The 13,860-nt window shown below is 63.8% G+C and carries 12 protein-coding genes; 2 read left to right on the forward strand and 10 right to left on the reverse strand.

What is annotated here, in order from left to right; all coding sequences use genetic code 11:
* Positions 1–49 precede the first annotated feature (49 nt).
* The 8 genes from N911_RS0115870 to glpA all read right to left on the reverse strand — a co-directional run bounded on the left by N911_RS0115870 (position 50) and on the right by glpA (position 8,964).
* Positions 50–1,747, reverse strand: a complete 1,698-nt coding sequence (locus N911_RS0115870; RefSeq protein WP_029898868.1) for an ABC transporter substrate-binding protein — start codon at positions 1,745–1,747, stop codon at positions 50–52.
* Between the two features lie 107 nt (positions 1,748–1,854).
* A complete protein-coding gene (locus N911_RS0115875; RefSeq protein ID WP_029898870.1) occupies positions 1,855–2,151 on the reverse strand; it encodes a DUF2160 domain-containing protein in 297 nt (98 codons plus the stop codon).
* A 3-nt stretch (positions 2,152–2,154) separates the two neighbouring features.
* The gene (locus tag N911_RS0115880; RefSeq protein WP_029898873.1) at positions 2,155–2,952 is read right to left on the reverse strand and encodes a carbohydrate ABC transporter permease; all 798 of its coding nucleotides are present in this window, start codon (positions 2,950–2,952) and stop codon (positions 2,155–2,157) included.
* Positions 2,949–3,806: a carbohydrate ABC transporter permease gene (locus N911_RS0115885; RefSeq protein ID WP_029898874.1), complete on the reverse strand. Its 858-nt coding sequence runs from the start codon at positions 3,804–3,806 to the stop codon at positions 2,949–2,951. Before N911_RS0115885 ends, N911_RS0115880 begins: the two co-directional genes overlap by 4 nt.
* 39 nt (positions 3,807–3,845) lie before the next feature.
* Complete coding sequence (locus N911_RS0115890; protein WP_029898876.1) at positions 3,846–4,949, reverse strand: ABC transporter ATP-binding protein; 1,104 nt, start codon at positions 4,947–4,949, stop codon at positions 3,846–3,848.
* A 4-nt stretch (positions 4,950–4,953) separates the two neighbouring features.
* The gene (locus N911_RS0115895; protein WP_051694510.1) at positions 4,954–6,036 is read right to left on the reverse strand and encodes an ABC transporter ATP-binding protein; all 1,083 of its coding nucleotides are present in this window, start codon (positions 6,034–6,036) and stop codon (positions 4,954–4,956) included.
* Between the two features lie 108 nt (positions 6,037–6,144).
* The gene (gene glpB / locus N911_RS0115900; protein ID WP_029898880.1) at positions 6,145–7,416 is read right to left on the reverse strand and encodes a glycerol-3-phosphate dehydrogenase subunit GlpB; all 1,272 of its coding nucleotides are present in this window, start codon (positions 7,414–7,416) and stop codon (positions 6,145–6,147) included.
* Positions 7,417–8,964, reverse strand: coding sequence for an anaerobic glycerol-3-phosphate dehydrogenase subunit GlpA (gene glpA / locus N911_RS0115905; RefSeq protein ID WP_029898882.1), 1,548 nt, complete (start codon positions 8,962–8,964; stop codon positions 7,417–7,419).
* 328 nt (positions 8,965–9,292) lie between these two features.
* On the opposite strand from glpA, the gene N911_RS0115910 reads away from it, so the two are divergent.
* Positions 9,293–10,072, forward strand: coding sequence for a DeoR/GlpR family DNA-binding transcription regulator (locus tag N911_RS0115910; RefSeq protein WP_138774445.1), 780 nt, complete (start codon positions 9,293–9,295; stop codon positions 10,070–10,072).
* A gap of 60 nt (positions 10,073–10,132) precedes the next feature.
* Positions 10,133–11,431: a (Fe-S)-binding protein gene (locus N911_RS18155; RefSeq protein WP_081859292.1), complete on the forward strand. Its 1,299-nt coding sequence runs from the start codon at positions 10,133–10,135 to the stop codon at positions 11,429–11,431.
* Positions 11,432–11,471: 40 nt separating this feature from the next.
* On the opposite strand, the gene N911_RS0115925 is transcribed toward N911_RS18155, so the two are convergent.
* Both N911_RS0115925 and N911_RS0115930 read right to left on the reverse strand, forming a co-directional pair.
* The gene (locus N911_RS0115925) at positions 11,472–12,395 is read right to left on the reverse strand and encodes an MBL fold metallo-hydrolase (RefSeq protein WP_029898888.1); all 924 of its coding nucleotides are present in this window, start codon (positions 12,393–12,395) and stop codon (positions 11,472–11,474) included.
* A gap of 42 nt (positions 12,396–12,437) precedes the next feature.
* A complete protein-coding gene (locus tag N911_RS0115930) occupies positions 12,438–13,451 on the reverse strand; it encodes a 2-hydroxyacid dehydrogenase (RefSeq protein WP_029898890.1) in 1,014 nt (337 codons plus the stop codon).
* Positions 13,452–13,860: the final 409 nt, after the last annotated feature.

A 13,860-nucleotide genomic window follows, 5' to 3' on the forward strand; every position in this document is an offset into this window, starting at 1 on the left:
AAAGGAAGGACCGGCCCTCCGGGGAGGGCCGGTCCGGTACGGTCGCCTGTTACTGTTTCCAGGCCTTGATCATCTCGTCGTAGGGCATGGTCTTGGGTTCTTCCGGACCACGCTCCGGCTTGGGCGAGCCGGGCTGGTTCAGCCAGTACTCGCGGGACTTCTTGGGATTGAGCTCGGGGGAGTACTTGGCCATGCGCAGCTTGCCCATGATGTCGTCCATGGTCTCGGCCAGGTTGTCCATGGCCTGCTGCGGGGTAACTTCGCCGGTGACGGCGGAGGCCACGTTCTTCCACCACTGCTCGGCCAGCAGGGGGTAGTGGGGCACGTTGGGGCCGGAGTCGGTCCACATGTGCTCCACGGGGGACTTGTAGAAGGTGATGATGCCGCCGAAGTCGCCTTCGCGCTCAGCCAGGTAGTCGGAGTGCACGGTGGACTTGCGGATGGGGGTGCGGCCCACCATGAACTTCTTCAGGCAGACGGACTTGGAGGTGCAGAACTGCGCCCACAGCCAGGCGGCGGCGCGCTTGTCGCCGGTGACGGAGTCCTTGAGGATGGTCCAGGAACCGGCGTCCTGGTAGCCGACCTTCATGCCCTCTTCCCAGTAGCGGCCGTGCGGGGTGGGGGCCACGCGCCACAGCGGCTTGCCATTCTCGTCGGTGACGGGGCTTTCGGGATCGGTGAAGGCGGGGTCGGATAGCCAGGTGATGTACTGGAACACGCGCTGGGCCACGTTGCCGCGCGCGGGAGTGGGACCGGCCTCGGACCAGGTCATGGAGGCGGCGTACGGCGGGGCGTACTTTTTCATCCACTCGATGTACTTGGTGGTGGCGTAGACGGCCGCGGGGGAGTTGGCGGCGCCGCCGCGCTCGACCGTGGCGCCGCGGGGAATCTTGTTCTCCACGCGGATGCCCCATTCGTCCACGGGAAGGCCGTTGGGCAGGCCTTTGTCGCCCACGCCGGCGATGGACAGCCAGGCGTCGGTGAAGCGCCAGCCAAGGGAGGGCGACTTCTTGCCGTAGTCCATGTGGCCGTAGACGGTCTGGCCGTCGATGGTCTTGCCGGTAAAGAATTCGGCGATGTCCTCGTAGGCGGCCCAGTTGACGGGGACGCCCAGCTCATAGCCGTACTTTTCCTTGAACTCGGCCTTGAACTCGGGATCGGTGAACCAGTCGTAGCGGAACCAGTAGAGGTTGGCGAACTGCTGGTCGGGCAGCTGCAGCTGGTTGCCGTCGTAGTCCTGGCCGAACTCGGGGTTCAGGAAGTCTTCCAGGTCCAGATAGGGGCTGGTGACGCCCTTGCCCTCGCCCTTCATGTACTCGGTGAGGTTCAGGGCCGAGTCCATGCGCAGGTGGGTGCCGATCATGTCGGCGTCGTTGACGTAGATGTCGTAGAGGGGGCGGCGGGTCTGGATCTGCCGCTGGATGCGGTCGACCACCGCGCCCTCGCCGATGATGTCGTGGGTGACCTTGATGCCGGTGATTTCCTCGAAGGCCTTGGCCAGGACGTCAGCCTCCCACTTGTGGGTGGTGATGCCCTCGGCCACGGATTTAATCTCCATGCCCTTGTAGGGCTCGGCGGCCTTCTTGAACCACTCGAGTTCCTTGCGTTGCTCTTCCTTGCTGATGGCCGAGGGCTGGAATTCATCGATCCATTTGTCGATCGCGTCCTCGGCGAAAACGGTGCCCGGCAGGGCCAGCGCCGCCGCCACAAGAGCGGTCAGCAGCGCCAAGCGCAATGTTCCTCGCATCTCCATCTCCTTACTGAAAGGTTCGTGTATCCCACCTTCAGCCAATCCTTCGGATGCCGCTATCACCTCCTTGTGCGGATACAAATTCTGGAACGGCGACCGTCCCGCTATCCCCGTCGTCCCTGGACAAGAAACCAGACGACGGCGATGGCGGACGGTATGAGCAGCAGGCTGTTGCCCACGATCAAAAGCCAAAGCAAAAAGATCAGGATGGAGGTGATGATGCCGATGAAGAAACGGTCACCCCGCGTGGTTTTGATGGGGTAGAAGCCCTTGCGGGCGATGGAGGGGCTTCTGGCGTCCCACATTCCGAGCGCGGCGATGCAGAGGAGCAGCCCGCCGATGGCCAGGCCGCTCTGCCAGGTCCAGTACATCCATTCGGTCGCGTCGCGGAACCAGTCCATGATCTACACCCTTCCCAGGGCGAAGCCCTTGGCCATGTAGTTGCGCACGAAGTAGACCACCACCGCGCCGGGGATGATGGTCAGGAAACCGGCCGCGGCCAGCAGGCCCCATTTCACGCCTTCCGCGCCGATGCCCACCGTCAGGGTGACGACCACCGGCTTGGCGTTGGTCACGGTCAGCGCCTGGGCCAGGATCAGTTCCACCCAGGAGAAGGTGAAGCAGAAGAAGGCGGTCACGCCGATACCCGGCCCGATGAGGGGCAGGAATATCTTCCTGAAGAAGCGCGGGAAGGAGTAGCCGTCGATGAAGGCTGTCTCGTCGATCTCTCGGGGGATGCCGGACATGAACCCTTCAAGGATCCAGATGGCCAGCGGGATGTTGATCAGGCAGTGGGCCAGAGCCACGGCCCAGACCGTGTCGTAAATGTGCAGGATGTAATAGAGTTCGGTGAAGGGGATCATGAACACCGCGGCAGGGGCCATGCGGTTGGTCAGGAGCCAGAAGAATAGATGGTGGGAGCCCCGGAAGTTCCAGCGGGAGAAGGCGTAGGCCCCAGGGATGGCCGCCACCAGGGTCATGATCACGTTGAGGAAGACGTAGGTCAGGGAGTTGATGAAGCTGTTCCGCCAGACCTCGGAGGTGAAAATCTCCATGTAGTGCTTGAAGGTGATCTCCTTGGGGAAGAAGGTCAGTTCCTTCAAGATCTCATTGTCCGTCTTCAACGAGGTGATGACCATCCAGTAGATGGGGATGAACAGCAGGACGAAGTAGACGATGAGGGCGATGCTGCGCTTTCTCATCCTTCCTCTCCTTTGCCCAGGTGGGTGATTATCTGGAAGAACAGGTAGCAGAAAACAATGACGATGAAGAGGTAGATGATGGACACGGCTCCGGCGTAGCCCAAGTCATAGGACTGCGCCTTGCGGGCCACGTGCAGGGAGAGGAATGTCGTCGAACTCCCCGGACCGCCGCCCGTGAGCAAGAGCGGCTCCGCGTATATCTTGAACGAGTCCATGAAGCGCAGGAGCACCGCCAGGATGAGCACCGGCTTGAGCTTGGGCAGGGTGACGTAACGGAAAGTCTTCCAGGCCGAGGCCCCGTCGATTTCAGCGGCCTGGTAGTAGGCGTCCGGGATGGCCTGCAGTCCGGCGAAGGAGAGCAGGGCGGCCAGCGGAGTCCAGTGCCAGACGTCCAGCAGGAAGATGGTGGCAGGGGCGTCGAAGGCGTCCAGGGCCACGTTGAAGTTGTAGCCGAACATGGCCAGGAGCTCGGGCAGGGGGCCGATGTCCGACTGGGTGAAGAGCCGCCAGATGATGCCCACCACGTTGAAGGGGATGAGCAGCGGGATGCCCAGAAGCACTAGGCAAAGCGCCATTTGCCATCCTTTGCGGGGCAGGGCCAGGGCGATGGCGATGCCCAGGGGGATCTCCACCGCCAGGATGAGGGTGGAAAGCACCAGCTGCCGACCCAGCGCGCCGCGGAAGGCGGGGTCCGCCAGGACCTCGGCGTAGTTCTCCAGCCCAACGAACGTGGGCATGGAGCCAGCGAAAATGTAGTGGATGGAGTAGTTGATGACGGTCATAAGCGGGATGAACGCGCTTATGGAGACCAGGAACAGGGTGGGTATGAGGAAAAACCAGGCTCTGTTCTTCATGAGGCGTCTTCCCGCTTCTGGCTGTTGCTCTGGCGGTTTCTAGGCGATCCTGCGTTCATCGGAGAATACCTTGATGTGCTGCTCGGGGAAGCGCACGGAGACCGTGTCTCCCTCCCGCGAGGTGATGCGCTCCGGCACCCGCGCCTTGAGGCGCAGGTCGTCCCTTTCCATGGTGTAGATGCGGTAGGCCCCGGTGTCCTCGATGATAGTCACATTCCACCGGGTCCAGGCGGGATCGTCCGTCTCCGTGTCGCCTCTCACCTCCACGTATTCCGGCCGCAGACCGATCTGCAGCTTGCCGCCCGCGCCGCGCAGGGTGGACAGCAGTTCGTCGGACGCGGGCAGCTGGAAGGAGCCGAAATCGAGCTTGCCGTCCGCCGGGGTCACGTCCAGGACGTTCATGCCCGGCGAGCCGATGAAGTAGCCGATGAATGGGGAGGCGGGCTCGGAGTGCAACTCGTCCGGCGACCCTTTCTGCACCAGCCGTCCGGCCCGGACGATGGTCACGTCCTGGGCGAAGGTCAGCGCCTCGTGCTGGTCGTGGGTGACGTAGATCATGGTCTTGCCGGTGTCGCGTTGCACCTGCTTGAGCTTGCGGCGCAGATGCCACTTGAGCTTGGGGTCGATGACCGTCAGCGGCTCGTCCAGCAGGATGGCCGAGGTGTCGTCGCGGATGATGCCCCGGCCCAGGGATATCTTCTGCCGTTCGGCTGGGTTGAGCTTGGCCGCGTTGTGCTTGAGGTGCGGGGTGAGGTCCAACAGTTCGGCCACCTCCCGCACCTTGTCGCGCACCAGTCCTTCCGGCTGCTTCTGGTTGCGCAGGGGGAAGGCCAGGTTGTTGAAGACGTTCATGGAACCGTAGACCACGGGAAACTGGAAGACCTGGGCCACCTTGCGCTCTTTTGGCGGCATGGCGGTCATGTCCTGGCCGTCGATGAGCACCTGGCCCTCGGAGGGGGTGAGCAGGCCGGAGATGATGTTCAGCAGGGTGGTCTTGCCGCAGCCCGAGGGGCCCAGCAGGGCGTTGGCCGTGCCGTCCTCCCAGGTGATGGAGAGGTCCTTGACCGCCCATTCCCGCTCGTCCCGTGGAATCTCCGGGTCGGAGTAGGAGTGGGAGACGTTTTTCAGTTCAATGGTGGCCATGGCGCTAGCCCCTTGCCTCGGCGCGAGGGCCGTTGTTCTCGGGTTCGTCCGTCTTCAGCACCAGCTCGCGGGTGGAGGTGTCATAGAGGAAGAGGCGTTTGGGGTCGAGATAGACCTCGATGGACTCGTCGAGGTCGCTGTCCGCGAACTCCTCCACCAACATGACCAGCTGGCTGCTGTAGTGCTCCAGGTGCAGTTCCGTGTCAGAGCCGATGCGTTCGGCCAGCCGCACGGAAACGGACATGGGCACCATGTCCGGGCGCTCGCGGGTCTGCTTGAGGTTGTAGGCGCGCACACCGACGATGTACTCGGAACGGTGCAGCCGGTCGGCGTATTCCGTCACGTCAACGCTGACCTCCTGGGAGAGGTGCAGGATGTGGCGGTCGCCGTGCACGTGCAGCTTGCCCTGCATGAGATTCATGCTGGGGTAGGAGAAGTAGTTGCCCACATCGGCCAGCCTGGGCATGCGGTAGACATCCTCCATCTCGCCCACCTGGAGGATCTCTCCTTCCTGCAGGTAGGCCACGTGGGTGGCCATGGAGAGCACGTCCACCGGGTCCGGAGTGGCGTAAACCACCACGCCGCCCTTCTGGCGGAGGATATTCTTCAGTTCGCCGCGCAGCTCCTCGCGCAATTTGTAGTCGAGGTTGGCCAGGGGTTCGTCCAGGAAGGTGAACTTGGCTTCCTTGGTTAGCGCCCGGGCGATGGCCACCCGCTGTTTCTGGCCGCCGGAAATCTCTTCAGGGAAGTGGTCCAGGACTTGGGAAAGACCCAGCAACTGGGCGTTTTCCCGCACCTTGCGGTCGATCTCGCCTTTGGAGAGCTTCTTGCCGCCCAGCCGGAGCGGCGAAGCGATGTTCTCGTAGACGCTCATGGAGGGGTAGTTGATGAACTGCTGGTAGACCATGGCCACCGGCAGCTTCTGCACGGCCTCCTTGGTCACGTCCTTGCCGTCGAAAAAGACGCGCCCCCTGTCCGGCATGTCGATGCCGCACATGATGCGCAGCAGCGTGGTCTTGCCGGCGTCGGAGGGACCGAGAATGGTCATGAACGCCCCGTCCTCGACCTCCAGGGAGACTTCCTTCAAGGCCGCTTCGCCTTGGAACGTCTTTGTTACCGAATCAACGACTATTCCCATTCGCCTCCACCCTTGCTGTCTGCTGGTCCCGATGGGTAAAACGGGTCGGAAAGCGCCTCATCCCGACCGTGTCAAAGCCTCCACGGCGCGCAGCGCTGTGGCCAGGGCCAAACCGCTGCCGCACTTTTCCCTCACCCAGTCCTGTCCCGCCAGGATGGCCCCGGCGGCGTACAGTCCTTGCGTCGGCCGTCCCGATTCGTCCAGGGGCCGGAAATCGTCGTCCACGTCCAGCCCCGCCCGGTTCACCGGGTGCCCCCCGGCATCGAGAAAGTCTTGGCCGTGCCATTTTTCGCGGCCCCCGGGCTGGCGCACCGGCAGGCCGAACAGCGGCTCCACAAGCCTGTCACGTTTCGCCCGCAGTCCGCCGCCCAGGCAGCGGCCTCCGGCCAGCAGCACGTTGCGCGCCCGTACAGTCTCGCTTGCCCGGCCATACAGGCCCAGGTCAAGCTCGAAGTCGCTGTCGTTGCGCCGGACGGCCAGGACGTTGGCATCGGTGTGGATGCGCACGCCGCGCCCGCGCAGTTCCTCGGAAAAGCGCTCCCACATGCGCAAACCGGGGATTCCGGGGGGCATGGTGGGGATTTCGAATACCCGTACGCCGAGTCCCTCCTCCAGGCGGCGGTGGATTTCCCTGGTGCGGTAGAGCCCGAGCACTGCGGGCAGGCCCACGTACTCGGCGTGTTCGACGAGCGGGCGCAGCGCCTCCACCAGCCGGTCGCGGGTCTCGGGCGTCTCCAGGGTCTGGGAAAGCTGTTCGCAGTAGTGGTCCGGTGAATCCTCGAATCCGGGGAAGTCGATGACCTCCACGCGCAGGCCGGGCCACTTCTCGCCCTGGACCTCGGCGATCTGGCGCGGGCTGAACCCCTTCAGCCCCTTGAATCCCACGATCAGGCAAGGAGCCTTGGCCGCCAGCGCGTCGGCGTTGCCGCGCATGGTCGCGGGGACGCATGCGGTTCGCTTGACTGTGCCCAGGGGGGAGAGGATGGATTTGTTGGCCTCATGCAGCCCGGAGTAGGCCAGGCCCGATTCAGCGGAAAAATTCAAAAACTCCTCGAAGGAGCGGCCGGCGGCTTCCGCACCGGCCCGGGTCAGGGGGTGGCCGGGAAGGTCGGCGGAAAGAGCCTTCAGCGCCTGCATCGGGTCGTCCCAGGCACGGCTCTCGGCCACGGGGTGCACGGAGAGAAAGTCAAGGCAGCCGGAGGAGTAGGCCATGGCTCCGCTGGTGCCGGTCATGGCCGTGTCCAGGCCCCGGCCGGAAGCGAAGGCGGCCCCGGCCGCTCCGGCCATGCCCGCGCCGATGACGAACAGGTCGTGAATCCGCTCGGCCACCTAGTCCTCCAGGTCCAGGTTCAGCAGGCCGCAGTACAGGGCTTCCTGCAACTCGTTCTGCACCAGGGGCATGTCCCAGAGGATGGGACGTTGCCCGCGCCATCGCTCGGCCAGGAAGTCCCTGATGTTTTCCACGCCCTGCCTCTCTCGCAGAACGCCCCGGTCATAGAGGTGAGCCGTGGTGCGCAGGGCGCAGAAACTGCCCTGGCAGGACCCCTTACCCAGGCGGCTGCGGCGGGAGATGGCTTTCAGTCCCACGCGGGGATCTTCGGCCATGTCGTCCAGTATGGCGTCCACCGCCTTCTTGGGGATCATCTCGCACTCGCACAGCACCACGTCCTTGGGGTCGACCGAAGTGATCTCCTCGAGGGCCAGGCCTCCCGGTTCGGTCCATCGCCAGGTTTCGCAGCAGGGGTAGGGCTCCTCGCGGGTGCGGCAGGGTGCGTTCACGCCCAGCTTGGCGCAGACCGAGTCGGCCGTCTTTTCGGCCATGAGGCGGAAGGTGGTCAGCTTGCCGCCGGTGATGGTCAGGAAGTTGTCCAGGCCGTCCTCGGCGTGGTCCATGAGGGAGAATCCCCGGCTCACCTCCCGGTCGCCGCCGTCCTTGCCCCTGGGCTGCACCAGCGGGCGAACACCGGCGTAGGCGCGGATGTAGCGGGTCCGCTCCAGTTTGGGGACCATCCGCGATTCTTGTTCGATGATGTCGTCCACCTCCCGCACGGTGGGCAGGATGTTGTCGGGCGAATCCAGGCGGATGGAGGTGGTTCCGAGAATGGAGACGGTGCCGCCGGGCACCAGGATGTCGGAGTCGCTTGGCGGCCGGAGGCGGTTGATGACCCGGTGGGAGACGCGGTTGTGGCTGACCACCAGGGTGCCTTTGGAATAAAGCAAGGGCACGTCCAGACCGGCCAGCCCGGCCACTTGTCCGGCCCAGGCCCCGGTGGCGTTGACGAAGATTTCCGCCTCGGCCTCGAAGCGTTTCCCGGTGCGGGTGTCCTCCAGGGTGGCGGAGCGGATGCGGCCGCTGTCGCGGGTGAAGGCCACCACCTTGGTGCGCCGAAGAAATTTCGCCCCGTGCTCCCTGGCGTGGGAGACGTTTTCCAAAGCCAGGCGGAAGGGGTCGATGGAGGCGTCCTCCACCTCGTAGGCGGCGATGGTTTCGGTGGAGAGATGGGGCTCCCTCTCCCTGGCTTCATCAGGGGAAATCTCGCGGCAGGGAACGCCGCTGGCTTCGCAGTGGCCGGGAAAATCGGCGATGTAGGATTCGTCGTCGCCCTTGACGGCCACGAACAGTCCGCCCGTGTCCTCGATGATGTCCGGGGCAAGCTGTTTGAGAAGGGCCGCTTCCTGGCGGCATTCGCGGGCTGATTCGGGATCGTTGGAGACGTATCGGGCCCCGGAATGGAGCAGGCCGTGGTTGGCCCCGGAGGTTCCGGCGTTGAGGTCGCGGCTTTCCACCAGGCAGCAATCCACGCCGCGAAGGGCGAGGTCCCGGAGTAGGCCGGTTCCAGTGGCCCCCCCGCCGAAGATCAGAACGCGTGTTTGCATCCGGCCCGCCTCGCTTTCCCCACCGTCTGCCAAGGTTGGGTTTCGATCTTCACCGGACTGTAACAGAATGGAATCTGCTTGCAAGTGAATATTTTCGGTATCGCCAGGATGGCGTGGGTAAATTTTCGTTTGCGAAAATCGCCGCCCGGACGTACATGAAAATGACACGGTTTCGTGAAGCAACGAGCCGGAATGGGCAGAACGTTCTTCGGGCCCGAGGACGACACGGGCCTGGGGTCCGGAAGCCGGGCCAAGAAAGGAGGGAACCATTTCCACACGCGTCATCCCCTTCGGCGACCGCTGGCTGACCAGGGAGGAACTGGCGGGCCTGACTCCGCGGAGGCGGGACATTCTCTCCGCCGTGCACGAGCACGGCTATGTCTCCACGGAGAGCCTCGCCGAACGGTTCGACGTGACCGCCCAGACCATCCGCCGCGACATCAATCTGCTCTGCGAAAAGGGGCTGTTGGTGCGCTACCACGGCGGCGCCGGCATCAACACCAGCGTGGCCAACCTGACGTATTCCACCCGCAAGGACCTGCACCGGGAGGAAAAGCGGAGCATCGCGGCCATGGTCGCCGCCAGACTGCCCAACCACGCTTCGCTCTTCCTGGACATCGGCACCACCTCCGAGGAGATCGCCCGGGCTCTCCAGGGCCACCAGGGCCTGCGCGTCATAACTAACAATCTCAACGTGGCCGTCATCCTCTCGGAGAACGAGACGTTCGAGGTCACGGTCTGCGGCGGCCGGGTGCGTTCACGCGACAACGGTCTGGTGGGCGAGGGCGCGCTGGAGTTTCTGGAGCAGTTCAAGGTCGACTTCTGCGTCCTCACCCTCTCCGGCATCGACGCCGAGGGGCAGCTGCTCGACTACGACTACTCCGAGGTCAAGGCCATGCGCGTCATGATGCGCAACGCGCGGTCAACATACTTGGCGGCGGATCATAGCAAATTTACCCGCACCCCCCTCATCAGCATCGCCCACATCGGCGAGGTGGACATCTTTTTTACTGACCGCCGGCCTTCCGATTCCCTGTGCCGCATTTTGCGGGAGAAGGGGGTGGAGCTGGTGCTGCCGGGTGAGGGGAAGGCCGAAGATGACATGTGACGACCGGACTCCGGGAAAGAAGCCCGGCGAGTTCCAACACGAGCCTGCGAGGCGAGAATCATGAGTGAAAAGTGCCGACTTCCGCGCGAGGCCAGGGAAGTGTCCTTCATGCACATCGTGGAGGAAATCCTTCCCGAGGGGGGGCATCTGGACATGTGCCTGACCTGCGGTCTCTGCACCGCGGGCTGCCCGGCCACGGGCCTGGAGGGCATGGATCCCCGCAAGTTCCTGCGCATGGCCGCGCTGGGCATGGACAAGGAGGTCACCTCCACGCCGTGGATCTGGATGTGCACCCTGTGCCGCCGCTGCTCCCACGTCTGCCCCATGTCCATCGACATTCCCCAACTGGTCTTCCACGCCCGCGAGGCCTGGCCGCGCGAAGAGCGCCCGTCCGGCATCGTCAATTCCTGCGACGTGGCCCTGCGCACGCCCACGGCCAGCGCCATGGGAATCTCCGAGGAGGATTTCGAGTTCGTCGTGGGCGACGTGCTGGAGGAAATCCGCGAGACCCAGGAGTGCTGCCGCGAGATCGTTGCGCCGGTGAACAAGCAGGGGGCCACCTTCTATCTCAACCAGAACTCGCGCGAGCCGGTTACCGAACCGGACGAGATGGTGCCCCTGTGGAAGATCCTCAACTACGTGGGCGCGGACTGGACCTATGGCACGGCCGGGTGGGCCGCGGAGAACTACTGCATGTTCGCCGCGGACACGGGTGCCTGGAAGAAGATCGTGGAGACCAAGGTCAAGGCGGTGGAGGGCCTGCGAGCCGACGTCTGGCTCAACACCGAGTGAGGGCACGAATTCTACGCGGTCCGGGCCGGGCTGCGAAAATTCGGCATCAAGCCCAGCTTTTCCCTGGAGAGCATCATTCCCTGGTACGCCCGCTGGATTCGGGAGGGCAAGCTGCCGGTCAATCCCGACTGGAACAAGGATCTGGGCGTGAAGTTCACCGTCCAGGATCCCTGTCAGCTTGTGCGCAAGTCCCTGGGCGACCCCGTGGCCGAGGACCTGCGCTTCATCACCAAGGCGGTGGTGGGCGAGGAGAACTTCGTGGAAATGTATCCCAACAAGTCCAACAACTACTGCTGCGGCGGTGGCGGCGGGGCGTTGCAGGCGGGGTTCCACAACCACCGCCGGGCCTACGGCAAGCTCAAGTTCGACCAGATTCAGGCCACCGGGGCGGATTACGTCATCACCCCGTGCCACAACTGCCACTCCCAGATTCACGACTTGGCCGGGTACCACGGCGCGGGCTACCACACGGTCCACCTCTGGACCCTCATCTGCCTGTCGCTGGGGATTCTGGGCGAGAACGAGCGGGCCTACCTGGGTCCCGATCTGGCGGAAGTGGGGCTGTAGTCCCGCGCATCGGCGGTATACGACTTCATCCCCGCCCGGCTTAGTCGAACGGCCGGGCCGGGCGGGGGATATCCACCTCGTCCCCGTCCCTGGCCGCCTGCGCGCCGGGGAAAACAGCGCCAGCCTCGCGGGCGAAATCGTCCGTGTCGTTGTGGCGCGGTGAGAAGTGGGTCAGCAGCAGCGCGCCCGCTCCCGCCTCCGCGGCCAACTCGCCCGCCTGGACGGCGGTCATGTGGGCATACTGCTGGGCCAGGTCGGCGTGCTCGTGCAGGTACGTGGCTTCGCAGAGCAGCAGGCTCGAGTTTTCGGCCAGTTTCAGGGCCACTTCACATTTCCGCGTGTCCGTTACGTAGGCGAAGGACTGGCCCGGGCGGCGGACGCCCACATCCCCCAGCACCACCTCCCGACCGTGGACCTCGACTTTGCCTTCCTCTTTCAACCGTCTGGCCAGCGGTCCTGACACGCCGAATTCAGCGAGCCTCTCCGGCAGCAGGTTCACCTTGTCCGGCTCCTGGAGCCTGTAGCCGTAGCAGGTGACTCCGTGGTCCAGGGCGGCGGCCCGCAGCGTGGCGAAGCCGAGGTCCATATCGGCTTGGTCGCCGCGCACCGATCGCCGAACAAGCTCGACATCTGCGTGGTGGAGGGTGCAATCGAGCAGGTTGGCCAGAACATGCTCTTGTTCTCCCGGGTAGACGATTTCCACCCGCTTGCCCGGCATTTCCAGGGCGATGCGCTGTAACACGCCGGGAAGGCCCAGGCAGTGGTCGCCGTGGAAGTGTGAGAGCAGGATGTGGCTCACGCGGGAGGCGGAGACCCGGAAGAGGCCCATCTGCCGCTGGGTGCCCTCGCCTGGATCCAGCAGCAGCCCTGCCTCGTCCCAGGCCAGGAAGTGGCCAGAGTGATTGCGGTCGCGGGTGGGCACCCTGGACGATGTGCCCAGGACCCGGAGGCGGCGTTCGCTCATGCCGTCTTTGTATGGAAGGGCCCGCCCGGCGGCAAGCCCTGGTTATTTGGTGTGCTTTTCCGCAGAGACGGTGTTGCCCGAATCCTCTGCCTTGCCCGCCTCGAAGTCCGAGATGTTTTGCAGCGTGATGCGGCTGATGGACTCCATGGCCTCCTCGGTGAAGAAGGCTTGGTGCCCGGTGACAATGACGTTGGGCATGATGAGCAACCGGGTCAGGAGATCGTCGTCGATGACCTTGCCGGACAGGTCCTGGTAGAAGATATCCGACTCCTCCTCGTAGACGTCGATGGCCATGCCCCCCAGGCTTCCCGATTTGAGGGCCTCGATGGCGGCCTCGGTGTCCACCAGCTTGCCCCGACTGGTGTTGACCAGCATGGCTCCGCGCTTCATGCCCGAGAGGGCCTTCTCGTCGACGAGGTGATGCGTCTTGGGAGTGAGGGGAAGGTGCAGGGAGACGATATCCGAGCGGGACAAGAGGTCCTTGAGGGGCACGTACCCCACTCCCATATCCTTCACGTCGTCCCGCTCCGAACGGGAATGGGCCAGTACGGAACAACCGAAACCCCGCATGATGCGGCACATGACCGTGCCTATCTTGCCCGTGCCGATGACGCCCACGGTCTTGCCGTGCAGGTCGAAGCCAAGCAGCCCCTCCAGGGAGAAATTCTTTTCCCGCACCCGGTTGAAGGAGCGGTGGATTTTGCGGTCCAGGGCCAGGACCAGACCCACTGTGTGCTCGGCCACGGCGTGGGGGGAGTAGTCCGGCACCCGCATCACCGTCATGCCCAGTTCTCCGGCCTTGGTCAGGTCCACGTTGTTGAACCCGGCACACCGCAGGGCCACCAGCCGGGTGCCGCCGCCGTGAAGGGTCTGCAGGATGTCCGCGTCCAGGCGGTCGTTCACAAAGCAGCAAACCCCTTCGTATCCCTCGGCCAGACGGGCCGTTTCCGGCAGCAGCCGGGGTTCGAAATAATCGAGTTGGTGGTCGAACTCCTGGTTGGCCTGGTCAAAGAAATCGCGATCGTGGCTCTTGGTGCTGAAAAAGGCGATGCGCATTGTTTCCGTCCGTTTCGCTTGGCTGAAGTCCGACCGGGGCGGGCGGTTCCCGCAAGGTATTACTTGTATTCCGGACGGTCGGCGATCCCAAGGTGAGAAAGAGGCCAGTTTCCGGGGAGGTGGCGAGACGGGCCCGTGGGCCTGACGAACGTTTCCGGCGTTTGCCCACTCCAATTCGGACTTCTGCGGGAGGGTGTTGTTGAATGGGCAATCAAACAAGTCGGAATGCCCGCAAGCCTTGTTTGAGTGCACAATCACGCCCAAGTAAGTATGATATTTAATTCATTGATTGCAAATGAATGCCTTGTGAATCTTTTTCCACAGTTTTGCCCGCGCCACATGTTACACGAATAATAATTTAGTGTTACTCCGGCCGATTTGGCTTGTCACACGCACCACTGAAATGTAT

The sequence above is a fragment of the Desulfohalovibrio reitneri genome (assembly GCF_000711295.1).
Classification (GTDB): Bacteria; Desulfobacterota; Desulfovibrionia; order Desulfovibrionales; family Desulfovibrionaceae; genus Desulfohalovibrio; species Desulfohalovibrio reitneri.

Excerpts from the sequence above, each read along its gene's own strand:
- N911_RS0115870 (WP_029898868.1), bottom strand. The coding sequence starts at position 1,747 with ATGCGAGGAACATTGCGCTTGGCGCTGCTGACCGCTCTTGTGGCGGCG.
- N911_RS0115875 (WP_029898870.1), bottom strand. The coding sequence starts at position 2,151 with ATGGACTGGTTCCGCGACGCGACCGAATGGATGTACTGGACCTGGCAG.
- N911_RS0115880 (WP_029898873.1), bottom strand. The coding sequence starts at position 2,952 with ATGAGAAAGCGCAGCATCGCCCTCATCGTCTACTTCGTCCTGCTGTTC.
- N911_RS0115885 (WP_029898874.1), bottom strand. The coding sequence starts at position 3,806 with ATGAAGAACAGAGCCTGGTTTTTCCTCATACCCACCCTGTTCCTGGTC.
- N911_RS0115890 (WP_029898876.1), bottom strand. The coding sequence starts at position 4,949 with ATGGCCACCATTGAACTGAAAAACGTCTCCCACTCCTACTCCGACCCG.
- glpA (WP_029898882.1), bottom strand. The coding sequence starts at position 8,964 with ATGCAAACACGCGTTCTGATCTTCGGCGGGGGGGCCACTGGAACCGGC.
- N911_RS0115925 (WP_029898888.1), bottom strand. The coding sequence starts at position 12,395 with ATGAGCGAACGCCGCCTCCGGGTCCTGGGCACATCGTCCAGGGTGCCC.
- N911_RS0115930 (WP_029898890.1), bottom strand. The coding sequence starts at position 13,451 with ATGCGCATCGCCTTTTTCAGCACCAAGAGCCACGATCGCGATTTCTTT.